This window comes from Nocardioides sp. SRI_004, from assembly GCF_057586415.1.
This window is the reverse complement of the sequence record NZ_JBYCZV010000004.1, coordinates 150,022-170,172: the sequence shown is the minus strand read 5'-3', so window position 1 is coordinate 170,172 and position 20,151 is coordinate 150,022. Positions and strand designations below refer to the sequence as shown.

Genomic DNA, 20,151 nt, shown 5'->3' with positions numbered 1-20,151 from the left:
CTCACGACGATGGGCGAAGCACCATCATGACACCATCACTGTCACGGTCGCCGCAGGGTCAGCGGACGGAGTCCCCGCCCGCCTCGCGGAGCAGCTGCTCGAAGGGCGTCGGCGCCGCGAACTCGTCCGCGACCGAGCGGCGCTGCGGCGCGGGAGCCGGGGCGCCCGAGCCGGCGCCGAGCAGGGCGGCGAGCTCCCCGGCCGCACGCTGGACGCGCTTGTCCAGACTGCCGTCATCGCTCGCACCGAAGTCCTCGCTGGCGGCGAAGACGCCGGTCGGGACGACCACGGCACGCAGGTAGGCGAACAGCGGCCGGAGCGCGTGGTCGAGCACCAGGCTGTGCCGGGCCGTGCCCGCGGTCGCGGCGATCACGACCGGCTTGCCGTCGAGGGTGCCCGGCTCCAGGACGTCGAAGAAGGTCTTGAAGAGCCCCGAGTACGACGCCGAGAACACCGGCGTGACGACGACGAGCGCGTCCGCGTGGCGGACCTGCTCGAGCGCGCCCGCGAGGTCGCCCGTCGGGAAGCCGGTGAGCAGGTGGTCGGCCAGCGCGTGGGCCAGCGGCCGGAGCTCGACGTGCTGGACGTCGACCTCCTGGCCGCGGGCGCCGACGGCCCGCTCGACCGCGTCGCCGAGCTTGTCGGCGAGCAGCTTCGTCGACGACGGGACGGAGAGTCCCGCCGAGACGACGACGATCCGCTTGGTCATGCGTCCACCTCCTCGCGGTCGGTCGTGCCGGTCATGGTGTCCTCGGCGTGCACGGTGCTGTCCTTCGCGCCACCAGCGGCCGCGACGAGCGAGGCGTGGGTGGGCGCGTCCGGGATGTCGGCCGGGCGTCCCTCGGCGAAGCCCTTGCGCATCTCGGGCAGGATCTCGCCGAGCAGGTCGAGCTGCTCCAGGACGGTCTTGAGCGGGAGTCCCGCGTGGTCGACCAGGAAGAGCTGGCGCTGGTAGTGGCCGGCGTACTCACGGAACGACAGGGTGCGCTCCAGGACCTGCTGCGGGGAGCCGACGGTGAGCGGCGTGTGCTCGGTGAACTCCTCCAGCGACGGGCCGTGGCCGTAGACCGGGGCGTTGTCGAAGTAGGGGCGGAACTGCCGGACGGCCTCCTGGCTGTCCTTGTGCATGAAGATCTGGCCACCGAGGCCGACGATCGCCTGGTCCGCACGGCCGTGGCCGTAGTGCTCGTAGCGCTCGCGGTAGAGGTTGACCATCTGCGCGGCGTGCGAGGGCGGCCAGAAGATGTGGTTGTGGAAGTAGCCGTCGCCGTAGTAGGCCGCCTGCTCGGCGATCTCGGGGCTGCGGATCGAGCCGTGCCACACGAACGGCGCGACACCGTCCAGCGGACGCGGCGTCGAGGTGTAGCCCTGGAGCGGCGTACGGAAGCGGCCCTCCCAGTCGACGACGTCCTCGTTCCACAGCCGGCGCAGCAGCGCGTAGTTCTCGATCGCCAGGTTGATGCCTTGGCGGATGTCCTTGCCGAACCACGGGTAGACGGGACCGGTGTTGCCGCGGCCCATCATCAGGTCGACGCGGCCGTCGGTGAGGTGCTGGATCTTGGCGTAGTCCTCGGCGATCAGCACGGGGTCGGTCGTGGTGATGAGGGTCGTCGCGGTCGAGAGGATGATGTTCTCGGTCTGCGCGCCGATGTAGGCCAGGGTCGCGGTCGGGTTGGACGCGATGAACGGCGGGTTGTGGTGCTCGCCGGTCGCGAAGACGTCCAGGCCGATCTCCTCGGCCTTCTTGGCGATCGCGACGGTCGCCTTGATCCGCTCGTGCTCCGTCGGGGTCCGGCCCGTGGTGGGGTCCGTGGTGACGTCGCCGACGGTGAAGATCCCGATCTGCATGGTGATCCGCTCCCTGGTGTGGTGGTGTCGCTGTCACCCCGCACAACGGGTGACATGTCAACTATATTCCACCGGGTGCCAGCCGTCGAACGATGAGCACCGCGCGGTCGTCGTCACCCCGGTCGACCTGCGCGATGAGCCGCTTCGCGGCCCCCTCCCAGCCGTCGAGCACTGCGGTGCGCGCAGCGGCGCGGAGCCAGGCGATGCCCTCGTCGATGTCGGCGGAGCGCGACTCGACGACGCCGTCGGTGTAGAACATCAGCGCCTCACCGGGCGTGAGCACGCCGGTCGTCTGGCCGAACTCCGGTGCGTCGCACACCCCCAGCGCGGTGCCGCGGGCGTTGTCGATCACCCACTCGGCCGTCGCGAGCGACCAGTGCAGGGCGGGCGGGTGGCCGGCGCTGCGGATCAGGTACTCCCCCGTGGCGAGGTCGAGCACGACCTGCACGGCCGTCGCCAGGTCCTCGTCGGACGGCTGGCGCTGGAGGTAGGCGTTGGCGGCGCCCAGCAGCGCGTCGTCCGGTACGGCGACGACGAGGCTCTCGAGCGCGCCGGCGAACCTCACCGCGGCCGGCACCGCCGACTCACCGCCGCCGCACACGTCGACGAGCACGGCCTGGAGCCGCTGCTGGTCGGCCGACAGGTCGCTCACGATGAAGTCGCCGCCGTACGCGAAACCGGAGGCGGCGAGCATCGCCGACTGGTGCGACCAGCCCGCGGGGAGCGCCGGCATGCGCCCGCGCGCGAGCAACCTGTCGCGCAATCTGGCCCATTCGGCGTGATCCTGCATGCCGACAGGGTAGGGCCGGGTAACCTTCCTTCGGGCCCGGTCCGGCCAACCCCCCTTGGTCGGACCGGGTTCCTCCGTCAGGCGTCCTCGCCGGCTCCTAGAATCGGGGCGTGAGCGAGCCGACCGACGTCGAGACCACCGTCGACATCCTGGGCGAGCCGTGGGTCGTGGAGACGATCCCGCTCGACGACGACTTCGAGGGCGAGGTCGTGGCCACCCTGGTCAGCCGCCGCGGTGACAGCCCGACCGAGCACGCCGTCCTGCACGTGCACGGGTTCTCCGACTACTTCTTCCACACCGAGTACGGCGAGTGGTGGCTCGAGCGCGAGCACGACGTCTACGGCCTCGACCTCCGCAAGTACGGCCGGTCGATCCGTCCGCACCAGTCCGCGACCTATGTCGCCGACCTGGAGGAGTACTTCGCGGACCTCGACGCGGCGTGGGAGCGGATCACCGTCCGCGACGGCCACACGAGGGTCGTCGTCTCCGGACACTCGACGGGCGGGCTGATCGTCGCGCTGTGGGCCGACGCCCGTCAGCCGGCGGAGCTCGCCGGGCTCCTGCTCAACTCCCCCTGGCTCGACCTCCAGGGCCGTCCCGCGCTGCGCACGCCGGTCGCCGGCCTGCTCATCGACCAGGTCGGCCGTCGCCAGCCGATGCGCTCGCTGCCGCGCGAGGTCAAGGGCCACTACGCGCGCAGCCTGCACCGCGACCACGAGGGCGAGTGGGACTTCGACCTCACCTGGAAGCCGGTCGAGTCGTTCCCCGTCCGGTTCGGCTGGTTGCGCGCCATCCGCAAGGGCCACGCCCGCCTGCAGGCGGGACTCTCGGTGGCGGCGCCCGTCCTGGTCCTCTCCTCCGACCGCAGCAGCTCGCCGTCGGCGATGGACGAGGACGTCTTCAGCACCGACATCGTGCTCGACGTCCGGCAGATCCGGCGCTGGTCGACCGCCGTCGGCCCGCACGTCACTTATGCGGCCGTCCCGGGAGCCGTCCACGACGTCGTGCTCTCGCGTCCGGAGCCCCGGGCACGGGCCTACGAGGAGATCCGACTCTGGTTGGACGCCTACGTCCTCCGCAGCCGCTAACCTCGCGCCATGGATCCCGTCACCGGACTCTCGCTCGGCCGCATCGTCATCGGCATCGGCTCCCTCGTCGCTCCCTCGGCCACGGCCCGGCTCTTCGGCATCGACCCCGCCGCCAACCCGAACATGGGTGTCATCAACCGGATGTTCGGCGCCCGCGAGATCGCGCTCGGCGCGGTCACGCTGGTCTCCAAGGGCTCGCTGCGCCGCAACCTGACCGTGGTCGGCATCGCCGTCGACGGCGCGGACGCCGCCAGCGGTGCGCTCGAGATCGCCGGCGGCGGCCTGCCCAAGCTGCAGGGCGGCGCGCTCGTCGGCATCGCCGCGGGCGCCGTCGGCTCGGGCATCGCCGCGCTGGTCCTCAGCCGCGGCAAGTGACGCGCGGGCGACCGGGCGCCCCCGGCGTCAGGTCGCCAGCATCACGGTGACGGCCACCAGGCCGACCACCACGATCGCGCCGCGCAGCACGAGCGGCGGCAGCTTGCGGCCCACCGCCGCGCCCAGGAAGCCGCCGATCACCGCACCGACGGCGATCACCGCCACGACCAGCCAGTCGACCTCGGCGTCGCTGCCGAGCAGGCCGAGCTCGGCCACCACGACGAAGATCAGCCCGGCCACGCCGTTGACGACGGCCACGAGCACGTTCTTCACGCCGTTGAGCCGCTGCAGGCCCTCGTTGACCCCGATCCCGAGCACGCCCATCAGGATCACGCCCTGGGCGGCGCCGAAGTAGCCGCCGTACACGCCGGTCAGGAAGGCGGCGGCCAGCACCCACGGCGGACCCGTGGGCGATTCCCTCGTCGCGTCGCCGGTACGACGCTCGGCCCGCGCGGCGACGTACCGCGACAACCGCGGCTGGACCACCACCAGCGTCACGCCCAGCAGGATGAGCACCGGTACGACGGCCTCGAAGGCCCCGGGAGGCAGCACGAGCAGCAGCACCGCCCCCAGCACGCCCCCGGTCGTGGAGAAGACCAGCAGCCGCACGATCCGGGTGCGCTGGCCCTCCAGCTCGCATCGGTAGCCGACGGCGCCGGCGACCGATCCCGGCACGAGGCCGAGGCTGTTGGACATGTTGGCGGTCACGGGGGGAACGCCGAGCGCCAGCAGGGTCGGGAAGGTGATGAGGGTGCCGGAGCCGACGACGGCGTTGATCGTCCCGGCGCCGACGCCCGCGAGCAGGACGGCGGCGATCTCGAGGATGGTCACGGCTGGGCGGGAGGCTCCCCCGGCTGGCCCGGGCGTGCCGCGCTCTCGGCCTCGGCGATGGCCTCCTGGACCGCCTCGCTGGTGCCGGTCACCGACTCCACCGGCTCGGACGGGCCCATGTCGACGCGCTTGGCCGGGCCGGAGGTCGACCTCGGGATGCCGGCGACCTCGTGGATCGAGGAGCCGAGGCCCTCGAGCGCCTTGGTGATCTCGGACGGGATGACCCACACCTTGTTGGCGTCGCCCTCGGCGATGCGCGGCATCATCTGGAGGTACTGGTAGGCGAGCAGCGACTGGTCCGGGCGGCCGTCGTGGATCGCCTGGAAGACCGTCTGGATCGCCTGCCCCTCGCCCTGGGCCCGCAGGATCTGGGCCTCCCGCTCGGCCTGGGCGCGCAGGATCTGCGACTCGCGCTCACCCTCGGCGTTGAGGATCGCGGCCTGCTTGTTGCCCTCCGCGGTGAGGATGGCCGACTGGCGCTGGCCCTCCGCGGTGAGGACGAGGGCGCGCTTGTCGCGCTCGGCGCGCATCTGCTTCTCCATCGCGTCCTTGATGGACGGCGGCGGGTCGATCCCCTTGATCTCGACGCGCTTGACCTTGATGCCCCAGCGCCCGGTCGTCTCGTCGAGCACTGCGGACAGGCCGCTGTTGATCGACTCGCGGCTGGTCAGCGTCTGCTCGAGGTCCATGCCGCCGACGACATTGCGCAGCGTGGTCATGGTGAGCTGCTCGATCGCCTGGATGTAGTTGGAGATCTCGTACGTCGCCGCGATGGGGTCGGTGACCTGGAAGTAGATGACCGTGTCGACGTCGACCGTCAGGTTGTCCTCGGTGATGGCGGCCTGGGGCGGGAAGCTGACGACCTGCTCGCGCAGGTCGATCATGTAGCGCACCTTGTCGATGAAGGGCACCACGAAGTTCAGGCCCGCGGGCAGCGTCTCCTTGTACTTGCCGAAGCGCTCGACGATGCCGGTGTAGGCCTGCGGCACCACCCGGATCGACTTCGCGACCACGGTGATCACGAAGAGAAGCAGGAGGATCAGGACGACCAGGACGACCATGGGGGGCTCCTTCAGCCGGGGTCTGGGGGGTCAGTTCGCTTCGGGAAGCGCGGGCGGAGCAGGCGGGTCGCTCACCGGGCGCACCACGGCGGTGGCGCCGCCGATGGAGACGATCTCGACGGTACGCCCGACCTCGATGCCGGACTCCGCGCCCGCGGAGACGGCCAGCCAGCTCTCGCCGCCGATCTTCACGCGGCCGGGCCGGTGCTCGGCGACGGCCTCGGTGACGATGCCGCGCGACCCGACCAGGCTCGCCGGTCCGAGGACCAGGTCCGGTCCACCGTGCAGGCGGCGTACGAGCGGTGGGCGGACGCCGGCCAGGAGCAGCAGCGCTGCAGCCGAGGCGACGAGGACCTGGACGACGACGCTGTCGGTCAGGAAGGCCGCGCCCATGCCGGCGAGCGCACCGCCGGCGAGCATGAGCAGGAACAGGTCCATGCTGAGCAGCTCGGCCAGCGCGAGGGCGATCCCAACGGCGAGCCAGGTCTCCCAGAGGTGGTCGCGCAGCCAGTCCATGACCGAACCCTAACCGTGGCGACTAGCCACGCCGCTGGCGGCGGCGGGCGGCGTACCGTCCGTCGTTCTGCTCCAGCACGAGCGGCATGCCGAAGGTCGCCGACAGGGCCTCGGCGTTGAGCGTCGACTCCATCGGACCCTGCGCCACGACGCCGCCACCGCGCAGCATCAGCACATGGGTGAAGCCCGGCGGGATCTCCTCGACGTGGTGCGACACGAGGACGGTCGCCGGCGACGTCGGGTCGTAGGCGAGCACCGACATCGTCGACACCAGGTCCTCGCGGCCGCCGAGGTCGAGGCCGGCAGCCGGCTCGTCGAGGAGCAGCAGCTCGGGGTCGGTCATCAGGGCGCGGGCGATCTGGACGCGCTTGCGCTCGCCCTCGCTGAGCGTCCCGAAGGTGCGGTCGGCGAGGTGCATGACACCGACCTCCCGCAGGAGCGCGTCGGCGCGGGCGTGGTCGACGTCGTCGTACTGCTCGCGCCAGCGGCCCAGCACGGCGTACGACGCCGACAGCACCACGTCACGGACCTTCTCGTCGCGCGGGATCAGCTCGGCGAGCGCGGCGCTCGAGACGCCGATGCGCGGACGCAGCTCGAACACGTCGACGGTCCCGATCAGCTCACCGAGCACGCCGACGGCACCGGTGGTGGGATACATCTGGGCGGCGGCGACCTGCATCAGCGTGGTCTTGCCCGCACCGTTCGCCCCGAGCAGGATCCACCGCTCCCCCTCGCGGACCACCCAGCTCACGCGGTCGAGCAGCGTGGCCTGGCCACGCCGTACGGTCACCTCTGCGAGCTCGAGCACGGCGGACATGAAGGCCACCCTAACGACTAGGTTTGCACCGTGAGTGGACTCCCCGCATCTGGCCGGCTCGCGTGGTGGGGTACGGCGTGGCTGCAGGGCCGGATCGGACCGGACGCCTTCCTCGACGGCGTGCTCGGCGACGACGCGGCGCACGTGGTCGGTGGCCCCGACGGCGCCTCTCCCCTCCTGCTCGAGCTCGCCGACGCCCGCAACCGGGGCGCGACCGGCGTCGCGGCGGTCTTCCCCGTGCCCGGCGACCCGGCCGGCTTGCGGGGGCCGCGGGAGCTCAACGCGGCCGCGATCGACGCCGGCGAGGCCGCCCTCCTGCTCGGCGCCGCGACCGCGCTGGTGCCCGCCCAGGTCGGGCGCGCCGTCGAGTGGACCGTGCTGCCCGCGGAGCGGCGTCCCCCGCTCGACCTCGGCGAGGCCGACCGGGCGCTGCGGTCCGGGCTGCTGGCGGCGGCGAACCTGCTCGCGGAGCTGGACGTGGCGAGCTGGCAGCCGGAGGTCGCCGACGAGCTGCACGACCTGCGGGCCGCCGTACCGCTGCCGGCGCCGGAGGGCGTCCCGGCCCGGTCCGTCGAGCTCGCCGGGCGTGCGCAGCACCTGCTGGCCGTCGCCCAGCTGGCCCTCGGCGACGACGGCGGAGCGGTCAGTGCGGGCGAGGCGGCGGCCCGGCGGGCCGCGATCGAGCCGCTCGAGCGGGCCGCGCGGCACGCCCTCGGCGCCGCGTGCTCGCCCGACGGCTGGCCACCGGCTCGGTGACAGCCCCCGGAGCCGATAGCCTGCAGCCGCGATGAGCCCTCACGACGCCCCTGACACGCTGCTGATCACCGTCACCGGAACGGACCGGCCGGGCGTGACGTCCGCGGTCCTCGAGACCCTCTCCCTCTCCGGGGTCTCGGTCGTCGACGTCGAGCAGATCCTGATGCGCGGGCGGCTCGTGCTCGGCGTGCTGGTCACCGCGCCGCGCGACGCCAAGAAGCTGCGCAAGGCCGTCACCGAGACCGTCGAGGCACTCGGCATGAGCGTCGACATCGAGCGCGGCTCCGGCGACAACCGCAGCCGCTCGCGCGACCGCGCCCACGTCACGATCATCGGCGCTCCCCTCAAGGCATCGGCCATGGCGGCGATCGCCGGCCGGATCGCCGACTGCGGCGGCAACATCGACCGCATCGAGCGGATGGCGCGCTACCCCGTGACCGCCATCGAGCTGCACACCTCGGGCGCCGCGCCGGACCGCCTCCGGACCCTGCTCGCCGTCGAGGCGGCCCGCCACGGCATCGACGTCGCCGTCCAGCCGGCCAGCCTCCTGCGCCACGGCGTCCGCCTGATCGTGATGGACGTCGACTCGACGCTCATCCAGGGCGAGGTCATCGAGATGCTCGCCGAGCACGCCGGCTACGGCGCCGAGGTCGCCGACGTCACCGAGCGTGCGATGCGCGGCGAGCTCGACTTCGAGCAGTCGCTGCGCGCCCGGGTCAAGCTGCTCGCGGGACTCGACGCGTCCGTCATCGACGAGGTGTACGACGCCATCGTGGTCAACCCCGGCGCCCGGACGATGGTCCGCACCCTGCGCCGGCTCGGCTACCGGTTCGCCATCGTGTCCGGCGGGTTCAGCCAGATCACCGACCGGCTCGCCGAGGACCTCGGCATCCACCGCGCCCGCGCGAACACGCTCGAGATCGTCGACGGCAGGCTCACCGGCGAGGTCGTCGGCGAGGTGGTGGACCGGGCCGGCAAGGCGCGGGCACTGCGCGAGTTCGCCGCCGACCTCGGCGTCCCCGAGGCGGCCACCATCGCGATCGGCGACGGCGCGAACGACCTCGACATGCTCGACGCCGCGGGCCTCGGCATCGCGTACAACGCGCGCCCGGTCGTGCGCGAGGCGGCCGACACCTCGCTCACCGTGCCCTACCTCGACACGATCATGTACCTCCTCGGGATCAGCCGCGAGGAGATCGAGGCGGCCGACGCCGAGGCCGGGATCGTGACCCCGGCTCCCCCGCTGGCCTGATCCGGGCCCGGCTCGCCTCAGGGCCCGGTCAGGGTCCGGTCAGGCCCGGGCGACGTGGAAGGCGTCGAGCCGGGCCGCCATGGGCGCCAGGTCCGCCCAGGCGCCGTCGACGGTGAAGATCGCCGCCGTGCTGGTCGGGAAGCTGCCGAGCGCGACGGAGCCGGTCGCGGCACCCTCGCCGTCGTCGAGGAGCTGGACCAGCATCCCCATCGTCGGGTTGTGCCCGACGACCACGACCGTCGCAGCGTCGTCCTTCGTGCCGCGGACCAGGTCGAGGACGCCCTCCTCGTCGGTGCCGTAGAGGTTGCCGTCGTACTCGGGCACGAGGGTCCAGCCGGCTCCGGCGGCGACGACGTCCCAGGTCTCACGGGTGCGGGCGGCGTACGAGACGTAGGCGGCATCGGGGGCCACGCCCTCGGCCGCGAGCCACTCGCCGAGCATCCGGCCCTCGACCCGGCCCCGGTCGGCCAGCACGCGCTCCACGTCGGTGGGCGCGTACGGCTCCGCCTTGGCGTGCCGGATGATGACGAGACGCCGAGAGTTCTGCACGTGCTCACCCTACGACGTGGGCCATGCTGGATCCGTGGACCCGTACGGCACGACACACCTGGTGCCGCTGGGCCTGTTCGTCGTGGGCCTGGCGGTCGCGGTCGTGCTGGGCAGGCGACACGCGGAGGCCGACGGGCCGACCCGGTTCAGCCGCGCCTGGGCGCTCCTCGTGCCGGCGGTGACGATCCCGTTCCAGGTGATCGACCTCGTCGCGAACTTCGACATCGACGTCACGCTGCCGCTGCACCTGTGCGACCTGGCCTGGATCGCCGCGACCTGGGCGCTGTGGACGCACCGTCCGTTCCCGGTGGCGCTGACCTACTTCTGGGGTCTCACGCTAACGATCCAGGGCGTGCTCACGCCCTCGCTCAACGAGGACCTGCCGCACCCGCGGTACTTCGCCTTCTGGGCGCTGCACCTGCTGATCGTGTGGGCGGCGGTGTACCTCGTCGTCGGGCTGCGCCGGGCGCCGCGCTGGCAGGACTACCGTGCCGCCGTCGTCACGACGCTGGCGTGGGCCGTGGCGACGTACACCTTCAACGTGCTGGCCGACACCAACTACGGCTACCTCGTCCGCAAGCCGCGCTCGTCGATCCTCGACCTGCTCGGCCCGTGGCCGTGGTACGTCGTCGAGGAGATCGCGATCGTGGTCACGGCCTGGGCGCTGCTGACCGTCGCCGCCCAGTGGTGGGCGGCGCGTGCGGCAGGACCGTCAGGCACCCATGGCGTGGAAGCCGCCGTCGACGTGGACGATCTCGCCGGTGGTGGCCGGGAACAGGTCTGACAGCAGGGCGCAGACCGCCTTGGCGGTCGGCTCCTGGTCGGTGTTGTCCCAGCCGAGCGGCGACTTCGTGGTCCACATCGACTCGAGGTCCTCGAAGCCGGGGATGGCCTTGGCGGCCAGCGTGCGCAGCGGGCCGGCGGAGACCAGGTTGACCCGGACACCCTCGGAGCCGAGGTCGCGCGCGAGGTAGCGGTTGGTCGACTCGAGGGCCGCCTTGGCGACGCCCATCCAGTCGTAGACCGGCCAGGCGACCGACGCGTCGAAGGTGAGGCCGACGATCGAGCTGCCCGGCTGCAGCAGGGGGCGGCAGGCGACGGCGAGGGACTTCAGGGAGTACGCCGAGACCTCGACGGCCTGCGCGACGTCCTTCCACGGACCCTCGAGGAACTTGCCGCCGAGCAGCGTCTCCGGGTTGCCGTAGGCGATCGAGTGGACGACCCCGTGGAGGACCGCGTCCTCGCCGAGCGCCTCGCGCACCGCGCCCGGGAGGGCGGCGAGGTGCTCGGGGTCGGTGACGTCGAGCTCGATGACCTCGGGCAGCACCGGGAGGCGCTTCACGATCCGGCGGGTGATCCGCAGGGCCTGGCCGAAGTTCGACACGAGGACGGTCGCGCCCTGCTCCTGCGCGAACTTCGCGACCGCGAAGCCGATCGAGGTGTCGAGGGTGACGCCCGCGACGAGGACGTTCTTGCCGGCGAGAATGCCGTTGCTGTTGATGGTGGTCTCCGTCATTGTCAGTGCCCCATTCCGAGTCCGCCGTCGACAGGGATGACCGCGCCGGTGACGTACGACGCCGACGAGCTCGCCAGCCAGAGCACGGCTCCGGCGACCTCCGTCGGGTCGGCGTACCGGCCGAGCGGGACCTGGCTCCGGATGCCTTCCTTCTGCTCGTCGGTGAGCACCGCGGTCATGTCGGTGTCGACGTAACCGGGCGCCACGACGTTCGCGGTGATGGACCGCGGGCCGAGCTCGCGGGCCATCGAGCGGGCCATGCCCACCAGGCCGGCCTTCGAGGCGGCGTAGTTGACCTGGCCGGGCGAGCCGAGCAGGCCGACGACGCTGGAGATGAAGATGATCCGGCCCTTCTTCTGGCGCAGCATGCCCTTGGCGGCACGCTTGGCCAGCCGGAAGGATCCGGTGAGGTTCGTGTCGATCACCGACTGCCAGTCGTCCTCCGACATGCGGAGCAGCAGGGTGTCGGCGGTGATGCCGGCGTTGGCGACGAGCACCTCGACGGGGCCGTGGGCCTCCTCGGCCGCGGCGAAGGCGGCGTCGACGGCAGCGGCGTCGGTGATGTCGGCCTTGAGCTCGAGCGCGCCGTCGGGCGCACCGCCGCTCCGGGTGGTGACGGCGACCTTGTCGCCGTTGGCGAGGAACGCTTCGGCGATGGCGCGGCCGATGCCGCGGTTGCCGCCGGTGACCAGGACGGATCGGGGTTCGTTCACGCTCCTGACGCTACGGGCGTCGGTGCCTGCCGCTCGCCCGCGGCAGGCACCAAGTTCGCCCCGCTCCCTTGTAGGGGTCCTACAAGGGAGCTCGACAGGCGGTTGCCTACTCGTCGTCCTCCAGCCGGAAGCCGATCTTCATCGTGACCTGGAAGTGCTCGACCTGGCCGTCCTTGACCTGGCCACGGACCTGGGTGACCTCGAACCAGTCGAGGTGGCGCAGGGTCTGGCCGGCGCGGTCGACGCCGTTGCGGATGGCCTGGTCGATGCCGTCGGGAGAGGTGCCGACGATCTCGCTGATGCGGTAGGTGCGATTGGACATGCGGATCAGCCTAGTCCTGCGGCCCGGCGTAGGCTGGGGGCATGTCCTCCTCGCGTCACGGCCGCTCGCACGAGCCCGACGCGATCCGGATCACCACGGCGGGCGACAGCCCGGAGGCCGACATCGCCCGGCGGCAGAAGAAGTACGCCATCGCGATGGGCATCCGCACCCTGTGCTTCATCGGCGCAGCCATCACCGGCGCAGCCGGCCTGCACTGGGTCTGGCCCTTCCTCATCCTCGCCTCGCTGTTCCTGCCGTACGTCGCCGTCGTGATGGCCAACGCCAACGACAGCCGCTCCACGGAGCTCCCGCTCACCGGTGGCGGCGACGCGCAGCGCCAGCTCGGACCGGGCGGCCATGGAGACTGAGCCCGACTTCTGCTCGGCCAAGGGCTGCCGGGCCGACGCCGTGTGGCAGCTGCACTGGAACAACCCCAAGCTGCACACCCCCGAGCGCCGCAAGATCTGGTTGGCCTGCGACGACCACCGCGAGTCCCTCGAGCACTTCCTCGGCGCCCGCGGCTTCCTCAAGGACACCCTCCCCCACCCCTGACTTGCCGCTCTGCCGGGTCGAGTTGCCGGTCCGGCGCGGCGAGTTGCCGATCTGGCGCGTCGAGTTGCCGGTCTGCCCGACCGACTCGCCAATCTGCTCCGACGAGTCGGCCCCATGAGTCACTCCATCAGCCACCGCCCGCCCACAGGTCGATCCGTCGCAACGACCATCCACAGCCATGAAGGCACCCCCGTCGCTCACCGACCGGAGTGACGACAGTCGTGCAGCATGGAGATCAACGACTTGCCGGTCGAGCCCTTCCTGATCCGCAATGCAGAAGCGCTCGGGCTCACCCGGCGGCAGGTTCAACTGGCGACGGAGGACGGTCTGCTGGTCCGGGCCGCCAACGGCGTCTACCGACGCTCAGACATCGCCGACACGATCCAGGCACGTGCACTGGTCGTTGCTTGCGCGGTGGCAGCTCACCACGTGGCGGTGGACCGGACCGCAGCTTGGCTCCATGGGGTGGAGATGCTGACCCTCGACGAGCAGGTGCTGCCGCCGCCGATCGAGAGCTGCGCGCTGCGCGGGCGTCGCCCGTCGCGCCGACCGGAACTGGACGGCCGAACGCGCGATCTCGCCCCGGATGACGTCATGGTCGTCGACGGTGTCCGGGTCACCACGCCGCTACGAACCGCTCTTGACCTCGGCTGTCACCTCCGTCAGCGAGAGGCCTTCGCAGCGATGTGTCTTCTGGCCCGAGGGCACGCCTTCAATTCCCGGGACCTCGTCCACGAGCTCCCGAGATTCCGTGGGCGTCGCGGCGTGATCCAGCTGCGCGCCCTCGCACCACTGGTGGATCCGCGCGTCGAGTCGCACCGGGAGGCGTGGACCCTGCTGGAGATCGTCGGCTCGGGCTTGCCGGCCCCGCAACCCCAGTGGTGGGTCGAGATCGACGGTGTTCCGACCTATCGCCTGGACTTCGCCTATCCCCTCGCCCGGGTATGCGTCGAGTACGACGGCTTCGAGCACCATCTGCGAACGCCGGAGCAACGCGAGCACGACGAGAGGCGACGCCGCTGGCTGCACGAGGCGGGGTGGACGGTCATCGTGATCCGCCGCGGTGACTTCGCCGACGGCGCCTCGGCGCGCTGGACCCGTGAGCTGCGAGAGGCCCTCACGCCGTCGTACACGAACCGGCGCTGGTGACAGCTCGCACCGCGGAACCGGCAACTCGCGCCGCCAAAGTGGCAACTCGGCGGAGGAGGGGGAGCGTCAGCCGCCGATGGCGGACATGGGGCGGTCGGGCTGGAGGAAGGTGGGGTCGTCGATGCCGTGACCCGGGAGCTTGCCCCACATGGCAGTGCGCCAGCGCTCGGCGAGCTCGGCGTCGGTGGCACCGGCGCGCAGGGCGAGGCGGAGGTCGGACTCGGAGCGGGCGAAGAGGCAATTGCGGACCTGGCCGTCGGCGGTGAGCCGGACCCGGTCGCAGTCGCCGCAGAACGGGCGGGTCACCGAGGCGATCACGCCGACCGTGGCCGGGCCGCCGTCGACGGTGAACAGCTCGGCGGGAGCGCTCCCCCGCGGCTCGGAGGCGGTCGACAGCGTGAAGGCGGCCGACAGCGAGGCCAGGATCTCGTCGGCGGTGACCATCTCGGCGCGGCTCCACCCGTGCTGGGCGTCGAGCGGCATCTGCTCGATGAAGCGGAGCTGGTAGCCGCGCTCGATGCACCACGCGAGCAGCTCGGGCGCCTGGTCGTCGTTGACGCCACGCAGGAGCACGGCGTTGACCTTGACCGGGCCGAGCCCGGCGGCCTCCGCGGCGGCCAGCCCGGCCACCACGTCGTCGAGGCGATCGCGTCGGGTGATCTCGTGGAAGGAGTCGCGGCGCACCGTGTCGAGGCTGACGTTGACCCGGTTGAGCCCCGCGTCGGCGAGGGCGCCGGCCGTGCGGGCGAGGCCGAGCGCGTTGGTGGTGATCGACATCTCGACGTCGGCGTCGCGCTCGCGCACGCGGCGGACGATGTCGACGAGCCCGCGGCGCACGAGCGGCTCGCCGCCGGTGAACCGGATCTCCTCGACGCCGAGCTCGCCCACGGCGATCCCGATCAGCCGGACGACCTCGTCATCGGTGAGCTGGTCGTCGGTGGGCAGCCAGTCGAGGCCCTCGGCCGGCATGCAGTAGGTGCAGCGCAGGTTGCAACGATCGGTCAGCGAGACCCTCAGGTCCGTCGCCACCCGTCCGTACTGGTCGATCAAGGGCTGCACCCCACCATCCTAGGCCGCCTACTGGTTGGAACCAGGCTGGTCCTACCTTTGTCGGGTGCGATCGTGGCTGGCCTCCTGGCGATTCCTGCTCAGCAGGCGCTGGGTGCTCTTCTTCCTCGCCATCATCGTGGTCGGCTACGGCACGTGGTGGCTCGGCGAGTGGCAGTTCGGCCGGCTCGAGGACCGCAAGGAGCGCAACGCCTATGTCGTCGCCAACGAGAGCCGCGAGCCGATCCCGGTGACCGACGTCCTCGCCCCCGGCAAGGACGTCGCCGAGAGCGACGAGTGGCGGCTGGTCACCGCCACCGGCGTGTACGACGCCGAGGAGACCATCGTCGTGCGCTACCGCACCCGCAAGGGCGCCCCCGGCGTCGAGGTCGTCGTCCCGCTCGTGACCGCCGACGGCACCGCCGTCGTGGTCGACCGGGGCTGGTTCGCCACCGACGACCCCGAGATCGGCGCCGACGAGCTGCCCGCCCCTCCGGAGGGCGAGGTCACCGTCACCGGCTGGGTCCGCGCCGACGGCGAGGGCGACAGCACGGAGATCGTGGGTCACTCGACCCGGGCGATCTCCAGCGAGAGGATCGGCGACGCGATCGACACCCCGGTCCTCACCGGCTTCGTGGCGCTCAAGGCCGAGGACCCGGCCCCGGACGAGGCGCTCGCACCGGTCGAGCTCCCCGAGCTCGGCGAGGGCCCGCACTTCTTCTACGGCCTCCAGTGGTGGTTCTTCGGGGTGCTCGGCGTCGGCGGCTTCGCCTATCTCGCCTGGGACGAGCGCAAGAACGGTCGCCGCGGCGACCGGCGCCCGCAGCGGAAGGCCCGCGGACCGTTCTCCCGGCGCACCGACGACGAGGACGAGGACCGACGCGCGGCTCAGAGCCCGCGCGACATCCCGCCGTCGACCGGCACCATCACCCCGGACAGGAACGACGCGACGGGCGAGAGCAGGAACGCCGCCACCCGGCCGAACTCCTCCGGCCGGCCGTAGCGCCCGAGCGGGATCTGCGCGACGGCGGCTGCCTTCGAGGCCTCCGCGTCGCCGGTCGAGGCGTCCAGCTCGGCCACCCGCTCCGTCGCGATCCGCCCCGGGAGGAGCCCGTTGACGCGGATCCCCCGCGGGCCGAGCTCGTCGGCGAGGTTCTTCGCCACCATCGCCAGCCCGGGCCGGAGGCCGTTCGAGATGGCGAGACCGGCGATCGGCTGGCGCACGCTGGTGGACAGCACGAACGCGATCGAGCCGCCCTCGCCGAGCGCGGCGGCCGTCGTACGGGCCAGCCGGACGGCGCCGAGGAAGACCGAGTCGAAGGCGGCGAGCCACTGCTCGTCGGTCATGTCGGTGACCTTGCCGCCCGGCGGGCCGCCGACGCTGACGAGGACGCCGTCGAGCCGGCCCCAGGCGTCCTTCGCCGCCGCGACGAGCCGGTCGGCGGAGTCCGGCGCCGCGTTGTCGGCGACCACGCCGACGGCGCACCCGGCCCCACCGACGGCTTCCAGCGCGGCGACGGCCGCGTCGACCGACTCCTGTCGTCGCCCGGAGACGACCACTCGCGCGCCGTCGGCGACCAGCGCCTCGGCGGTGGCGTGCCCGAGCCCGCGGGTGGCGCCGGTGAGCAGGTAGACGTGGTCGCGAACCCCGAGGTCCATCAGCTGGTCTCCATCATGTCGTCGTTGTTCTCGAGCTCCTCCGCGATCCGGGACACCGGTACGACGTCCGGGGCGCCCTTCCGCGCGGCGTCGGCCGTGTGGTCGTCGGGCTGGCGCTGGCTCTCGCGCTCGGCCTCGACCCGCTTCAGGTAGTGCTCCAGCTCGCGCTTGGTCTGGTCGACGTCCCACTGGAGGTAGCCGCGGACCAGCTCGGCCACGTGCGGTGCGGCCGCGACGCCGCGGTCGAAGGTCTCGAAGGAGATCCGCATCCGCCGGGTGAGGATGTCGTCGAGGTGGCGGGCACCCTCGTGCGTGACGGCGTACACGGCCTCGGCCTGCAGGTAGTCCTCGGCGCCCGGCAGCGGCTCGGCGAGGTCCGGCTCGGCGGCGATCAGGTCGAGCACCTCCAGCACCAGCGAGCCGTAGCGCTCGAGCAGGTGCTCGATGCGGTTGATCGCGAGGCCGGACTGGGTGGCGAGGGTGCGGCGCTGGTTCCACAGCGCGTGGTAGCCGTCGGCCCCGACCAGTGGGATGTTCTCGGTGACGCACTCCCCCGACTTGCGCCCGAGCACGGTCTCCAGGCCGTGGACCGCCTCGTCGACGGCGTCGGCGGCCATCACCCGGTAGGTCGTGTACTTGCCGCCGGCGACCACGACGAGCCCCGGCACGCTGTGCGCGACCGCGTGCTCGCGCGACAGCTTCGACGTCGCCTCGGACTCACCCGCGAGCAGCGGCCGGAGGCCGGCGAAGACGCCCTCGACGTCGTCGCGGGTCAACGGCACCTCGAGCACGTCGTTGACGTGGGCGAGCAGGTAGTCGATGTCGCTGGAGCTGGCCGCCGGGTGGTCCTTCGAGAGCTCCCAGTCGGTGTCGGTGGTGCCGATGATCCAGTGCCGCTTCCACGGGATCACGAAGAGCACGGACTTCTCCGTGCGCAGGATGAGCCCGGTCTCGCCCCGGATCCGGTCGCGCGGCACGACCAGGTGGATGCCCTTGCTGGCACGCACCTTGAACTGCCCGCGCTCGCGCGCCATCCCCTGCGTCTCGTCGGTCCACACACCGGTGGCGTTGATGACCTGGGAGGCGCGGATGTCGAAGCGGCGCCCGGTCTCCAGGTCGATGACCGACGCGCCGACGACGCGCTCGCTCTCCTTGATCAGGCCGAGGACGCGGGTGCGGGAGGCCACCGCGGCGCCGTACGTCGCGGCCGTGCGGGCCAGGAACATCGTGTGCCGGGCGTCGTCCACCTGGGCGTCGTAGTAGCGGATCGCGCCGACCAGGGCGTCCTTGCGCAGCGACGGGAACACCTTGCGCGCCCCGTGCCGGGTCAGGTGGCGGTGCAGCGGCAGGCCGTCGCCGTACCCGCTGGCCCTGGACATCGCGTCGTACAGCGCGACGCCGCTGCCGGCGTACCAGCGCTCCCAGCCGCGGCCGTTGAGCGGGTAGAGGAAGGGCACCGGGCGCACCAGGTGCGGCGCGAGGCGCTGCATGAGCAGGCCGCGCTCCTTGAGCGCCTCAGCGACGAGGCGGAAGTCCATCATCTCCAGGTAGCGCAGGCCGCCGTGGATCAGCTTGGAGCTGCGGCTCGACGTCCCGGACGCGAAGTCGCGGGCCTCGACGAGCCCGACGGACAGGCCGCGCGTGGCGGCATCGAGGGCGGCGCCGGCACCCACGACTCCCCCGCCGATGACGAGGACGTCGAAGTGCTGGCTGCCGAGCTTCTTCAGCGCTGCCGAGCGGGCGCGCGGGGAAAGTGCTGCGGGCTTCATCGGTCGGTCTCCACATCCACCCAGTCGAGGGTTCGCTGGACTGCCTTCTTCCACTGCGCGTACCCCGCTGTACGCCGGTCCTCGTCCCACTGGGGCTCCCAGCGGGTGTCCTCCTGCCAGTTCTCCCGCAGCTCGTCGGTCGACGACCAGTAGCCGACCGACAGGCCCGCGGCGTACGCCGCTCCGAGCGCGGTCGTCTCCGGCACGACCGGCCGGCTCACCGGTACGCCGAGGACGTCGGCCTGGATCTGCATGCAGAGGCTGTTCATCGTCACGCCGCCGTCGACCTTGAGCACGCCGAGCTCGACGCCCGAGTCGCTGCACATCGCCTCGACGACGTCACGCGACTGGTAGCAGATCGCCTCCAGCGTCGCCCGGGCGACGTGGGCGTTGGTGTTGAAGCGGGAGAGCCCGACGATCGCACCGCGGGCGTCCGAGCGCCAGTAGGGCGCGAACAGGCCCGAGAACGCGGGCACGAAGTAGACCCCGCCGTTGTCCTCGACCTGCCGGGCGAGCGACTCCGACTCCGATGCCCCGCTGATGATGCCGAGCTGGTCGCGCAGCCACTGCACGGCCGAGCCGGTGACCGCGATCGATCCCTCGAGGGCGTAGACGCAGGGCTGGTCACCGAGCTGGTAGGCCGGCGTGGTCAGCAGCCCGGCCTTCGAACGCACGATCTCCGTGCCGGTGTTGAGCAGCATGAAGTTGCCCGTGCCGTAGGTGTTCTTCGCCTCGCCGGGAGCGAAGCAGACCTGTCCGACCGTGGCCGCCTGCTGGTCGCCGAGGATGCCCGTGATCGGGACCTCGCCGCCGAAGGGGCCGCTGCGCAGCGTCGTACCGAAGGGCGTGGTGGCCGAGGACTCCCGGATCTCCGGCAGCATGGCGCGCGGGACGCCGAAGAAGCCCAGCAGCTCGTCGTCCCACTGCAGCGTCTCGAGGTCCATCAGCATCGTGCGGCTGGCGTTGGTCACGTCGGTGACGTGGACTCCTCCGTCCGGCCCGCCGGTGAGGTTCCACAGCACCCAGGTGTCGGGGGTGCCGAACAGTGCGTCACCGCGCTCGGCCGCCTCCCGCGCGCCCGGGACGTTCTCCAGGATCCACTGCAGCTTGCCGCCCGAGAAGTACGTCGCCGGCGGCAGCCCCGCGCGGTGGCGGATCACGTCGCCGCGGCCGTCGCGGTCCAGCGCCGCCGCGATCGCGTCGGTCCGGGTGTCCTGCCACACGATGGCGTTGTGCAGCGGCCGTCCGGTCCGGCGGTCCCAGACGATGGTGGTCTCGCGCTGGTTCGTGATCCCGACCGCCGCCAGGTCCGCCGCGTCGAGGCGCGCCTTGCCCAGCGCGGTCTTCACGACGGCGGAGGTGCGCTCCCAGATCTCGACCGGGTTGTGCTCCACCCAGCCGGCCCGCGGCAGGACCTGCACGTGCTCCAGCTGGTGCCGCGCCACCTCCCTGCCCTGGTGGTCGAACACCATGAACCGGGTGCTGGTGGTGCCCTGGTCGATGGCCCCCACGAACCGCGCCTGCGCCATGCGCACACCCTA

The 20,151-nt window shown here is 72.0% G+C and carries 24 protein-coding genes; 9 read left to right on the top strand and 15 right to left on the bottom strand.

Annotated features, from left to right (window positions below):
* Nucleotides 1-58: 58 nt before the first annotated feature.
* The 3 genes from AC2YHB_RS06715 to AC2YHB_RS06705 all read right to left on the bottom strand — a co-directional run bounded on the left by AC2YHB_RS06715 (nt 59) and on the right by AC2YHB_RS06705 (nt 2,638).
* A complete protein-coding gene (locus AC2YHB_RS06715; protein WP_179651351.1) occupies nt 59-709 on the bottom strand; it encodes an FMN reductase in 651 nt (216 codons plus the stop codon).
* Nucleotides 706-1,848: an LLM class flavin-dependent oxidoreductase gene (locus AC2YHB_RS06710; RefSeq protein ID WP_179651353.1), complete on the bottom strand. Its 1,143-nt coding sequence runs from the start codon at nt 1,846-1,848 to the stop codon at nt 706-708. Before AC2YHB_RS06710 ends, AC2YHB_RS06715 begins: the two co-directional genes overlap by 4 nt.
* 61 nt (nt 1,849-1,909) lie before the next feature.
* Nucleotides 1,910-2,638 carry a PP2C family protein-serine/threonine phosphatase gene (locus tag AC2YHB_RS06705; protein WP_487353677.1) on the bottom strand — a complete coding sequence of 243 codons (729 nt, stop codon included), beginning with the start codon at nt 2,636-2,638 and terminating at the stop codon, nt 1,910-1,912.
* 110 nt (nt 2,639-2,748) lie between these two features.
* On the opposite strand from AC2YHB_RS06705, the gene AC2YHB_RS06700 reads away from it, so the two are divergent.
* Together AC2YHB_RS06700 and AC2YHB_RS06695 are read left to right on the top strand one after the other, a co-directional pair.
* Complete coding sequence (locus AC2YHB_RS06700) at nt 2,749-3,726, top strand: alpha/beta hydrolase (protein WP_036545840.1); 978 nt, start codon at nt 2,749-2,751, stop codon at nt 3,724-3,726.
* 9 nt (nt 3,727-3,735) lie between these two features.
* Nucleotides 3,736-4,101, top strand: coding sequence for a hypothetical protein (locus AC2YHB_RS06695; RefSeq protein WP_179651357.1), 366 nt, complete (start codon nt 3,736-3,738; stop codon nt 4,099-4,101).
* 27 nt (nt 4,102-4,128) lie between these two features.
* Here AC2YHB_RS06695 and AC2YHB_RS06690 read toward each other — a convergent pair whose 3' ends face one another.
* Genes AC2YHB_RS06690 through AC2YHB_RS06675 form a run of 4 tightly spaced genes read right to left on the bottom strand, consistent with a single transcriptional unit; the run spans nt 4,129 to nt 7,326 of the window.
* Entirely contained in the window at nt 4,129-4,932 is an 804-nt protein-coding gene (locus tag AC2YHB_RS06690; protein WP_179651359.1) for a sulfite exporter TauE/SafE family protein, read from the bottom strand.
* Nucleotides 4,929-5,993: an SPFH domain-containing protein gene (locus tag AC2YHB_RS06685; RefSeq protein WP_179651361.1), complete on the bottom strand. Its 1,065-nt coding sequence runs from the start codon at nt 5,991-5,993 to the stop codon at nt 4,929-4,931. Before AC2YHB_RS06685 ends, AC2YHB_RS06690 begins: the two co-directional genes overlap by 4 nt.
* 30 nt (nt 5,994-6,023) lie before the next feature.
* The gene (locus AC2YHB_RS06680) at nt 6,024-6,509 is read right to left on the bottom strand and encodes an NfeD family protein (protein ID WP_179651363.1); all 486 of its coding nucleotides are present in this window, start codon (nt 6,507-6,509) and stop codon (nt 6,024-6,026) included.
* A 22-nt stretch (nt 6,510-6,531) separates the two neighbouring features.
* Nucleotides 6,532-7,326, bottom strand: coding sequence for an ABC transporter ATP-binding protein (locus tag AC2YHB_RS06675; protein ID WP_036546274.1), 795 nt, complete (start codon nt 7,324-7,326; stop codon nt 6,532-6,534).
* Nucleotides 7,327-7,356: 30 nt separating this feature from the next.
* On the opposite strand from AC2YHB_RS06675, the gene AC2YHB_RS06670 reads away from it, so the two are divergent.
* Together AC2YHB_RS06670 and serB are read left to right on the top strand one after the other, a co-directional pair.
* Nucleotides 7,357-8,082 (top strand): hypothetical protein, encoded by a 726-nt coding sequence (locus AC2YHB_RS06670; RefSeq protein ID WP_179651365.1) that lies wholly within the window; start codon nt 7,357-7,359, stop codon nt 8,080-8,082.
* Nucleotides 8,083-8,113: 31 nt separating this feature from the next.
* Nucleotides 8,114-9,334 carry a phosphoserine phosphatase SerB gene (gene serB / locus AC2YHB_RS06665; protein ID WP_036545848.1) on the top strand — a complete coding sequence of 407 codons (1,221 nt, stop codon included), beginning with the start codon at nt 8,114-8,116 and terminating at the stop codon, nt 9,332-9,334.
* A 39-nt stretch (nt 9,335-9,373) separates the two neighbouring features.
* Here serB and AC2YHB_RS06660 read toward each other — a convergent pair whose 3' ends face one another.
* Nucleotides 9,374-9,883 carry a SixA phosphatase family protein gene (locus tag AC2YHB_RS06660; protein ID WP_179651367.1) on the bottom strand — a complete coding sequence of 170 codons (510 nt, stop codon included), beginning with the start codon at nt 9,881-9,883 and terminating at the stop codon, nt 9,374-9,376.
* Between the two features lie 34 nt (nt 9,884-9,917).
* On the opposite strand from AC2YHB_RS06660, the gene AC2YHB_RS06655 reads away from it, so the two are divergent.
* Entirely contained in the window at nt 9,918-10,667 is a 750-nt protein-coding gene (locus AC2YHB_RS06655; protein ID WP_179651369.1) for a YwaF family protein, read from the top strand.
* On the opposite strand, the gene fabI is transcribed toward AC2YHB_RS06655, so the two are convergent.
* From fabI to AC2YHB_RS06640, 3 genes are all read right to left on the bottom strand, one after another.
* Complete coding sequence (fabI, locus tag AC2YHB_RS06650) at nt 10,596-11,399, bottom strand: enoyl-ACP reductase FabI (protein ID WP_036545853.1); 804 nt, start codon at nt 11,397-11,399, stop codon at nt 10,596-10,598. The two genes, AC2YHB_RS06655 and fabI, sit on opposite strands and share 72 nt — an antisense overlap.
* A 2-nt stretch (nt 11,400-11,401) precedes the next feature.
* Nucleotides 11,402-12,112: a 3-oxoacyl-ACP reductase FabG gene (fabG, locus tag AC2YHB_RS06645; RefSeq protein WP_179651370.1), complete on the bottom strand. Its 711-nt coding sequence runs from the start codon at nt 12,110-12,112 to the stop codon at nt 11,402-11,404.
* A 106-nt stretch (nt 12,113-12,218) separates the two neighbouring features.
* Entirely contained in the window at nt 12,219-12,434 is a 216-nt protein-coding gene (locus AC2YHB_RS06640; protein WP_036545859.1) for a dodecin, read from the bottom strand.
* Between the two features lie 41 nt (nt 12,435-12,475).
* On the opposite strand from AC2YHB_RS06640, the gene AC2YHB_RS06635 reads away from it, so the two are divergent.
* The 3 genes from AC2YHB_RS06635 to AC2YHB_RS06625 all read left to right on the top strand — a co-directional run bounded on the left by AC2YHB_RS06635 (nt 12,476) and on the right by AC2YHB_RS06625 (nt 14,135).
* Entirely contained in the window at nt 12,476-12,802 is a 327-nt protein-coding gene (locus AC2YHB_RS06635; RefSeq protein WP_036545861.1) for a DUF3099 domain-containing protein, read from the top strand.
* Entirely contained in the window at nt 12,792-12,986 is a 195-nt protein-coding gene (locus AC2YHB_RS06630; protein ID WP_036545864.1) for a hypothetical protein, read from the top strand. Before AC2YHB_RS06635 ends, AC2YHB_RS06630 begins: the two co-directional genes overlap by 11 nt.
* A gap of 228 nt (nt 12,987-13,214) precedes the next feature.
* Nucleotides 13,215-14,135: a type IV toxin-antitoxin system AbiEi family antitoxin gene (locus tag AC2YHB_RS06625; RefSeq protein WP_179651373.1), complete on the top strand. Its 921-nt coding sequence runs from the start codon at nt 13,215-13,217 to the stop codon at nt 14,133-14,135.
* Nucleotides 14,136-14,201: 66 nt separating this feature from the next.
* Here the strand turns inward: AC2YHB_RS06625 and moaA are convergent, their stop codons facing one another.
* Nucleotides 14,202-15,194 carry a GTP 3',8-cyclase MoaA gene (gene moaA / locus AC2YHB_RS06620; protein ID WP_308645678.1) on the bottom strand — a complete coding sequence of 331 codons (993 nt, stop codon included), beginning with the start codon at nt 15,192-15,194 and terminating at the stop codon, nt 14,202-14,204.
* A gap of 55 nt (nt 15,195-15,249) precedes the next feature.
* Between moaA and AC2YHB_RS06615 the strand changes: the two genes are divergently transcribed.
* Nucleotides 15,250-16,185, top strand: coding sequence for an SURF1 family cytochrome oxidase biogenesis protein (locus AC2YHB_RS06615; RefSeq protein ID WP_308645679.1), 936 nt, complete (start codon nt 15,250-15,252; stop codon nt 16,183-16,185).
* Here the strand turns inward: AC2YHB_RS06615 and AC2YHB_RS06610 are convergent.
* The 3 genes from AC2YHB_RS06610 to glpK are packed head-to-tail and all read right to left on the bottom strand — an operon-like array spanning nt 16,071 to nt 20,139.
* Nucleotides 16,071-16,841: an SDR family oxidoreductase gene (locus AC2YHB_RS06610; RefSeq protein WP_179651375.1), complete on the bottom strand. Its 771-nt coding sequence runs from the start codon at nt 16,839-16,841 to the stop codon at nt 16,071-16,073. The genes AC2YHB_RS06615 and AC2YHB_RS06610 overlap by 115 nt on opposite strands.
* Nucleotides 16,841-18,610 (bottom strand): glycerol-3-phosphate dehydrogenase/oxidase, encoded by a 1,770-nt coding sequence (locus AC2YHB_RS06605; protein ID WP_051932294.1) that lies wholly within the window; start codon nt 18,608-18,610, stop codon nt 16,841-16,843. The genes AC2YHB_RS06610 and AC2YHB_RS06605 overlap by 1 nt, the downstream gene beginning before the upstream one ends.
* Complete coding sequence (gene glpK / locus AC2YHB_RS06600; protein WP_036545874.1) at nt 18,607-20,139, bottom strand: glycerol kinase GlpK; 1,533 nt, start codon at nt 20,137-20,139, stop codon at nt 18,607-18,609. The genes AC2YHB_RS06605 and glpK overlap by 4 nt, the downstream gene beginning before the upstream one ends.
* Between the last annotated feature and the right edge of the window lie 12 nt (nt 20,140-20,151).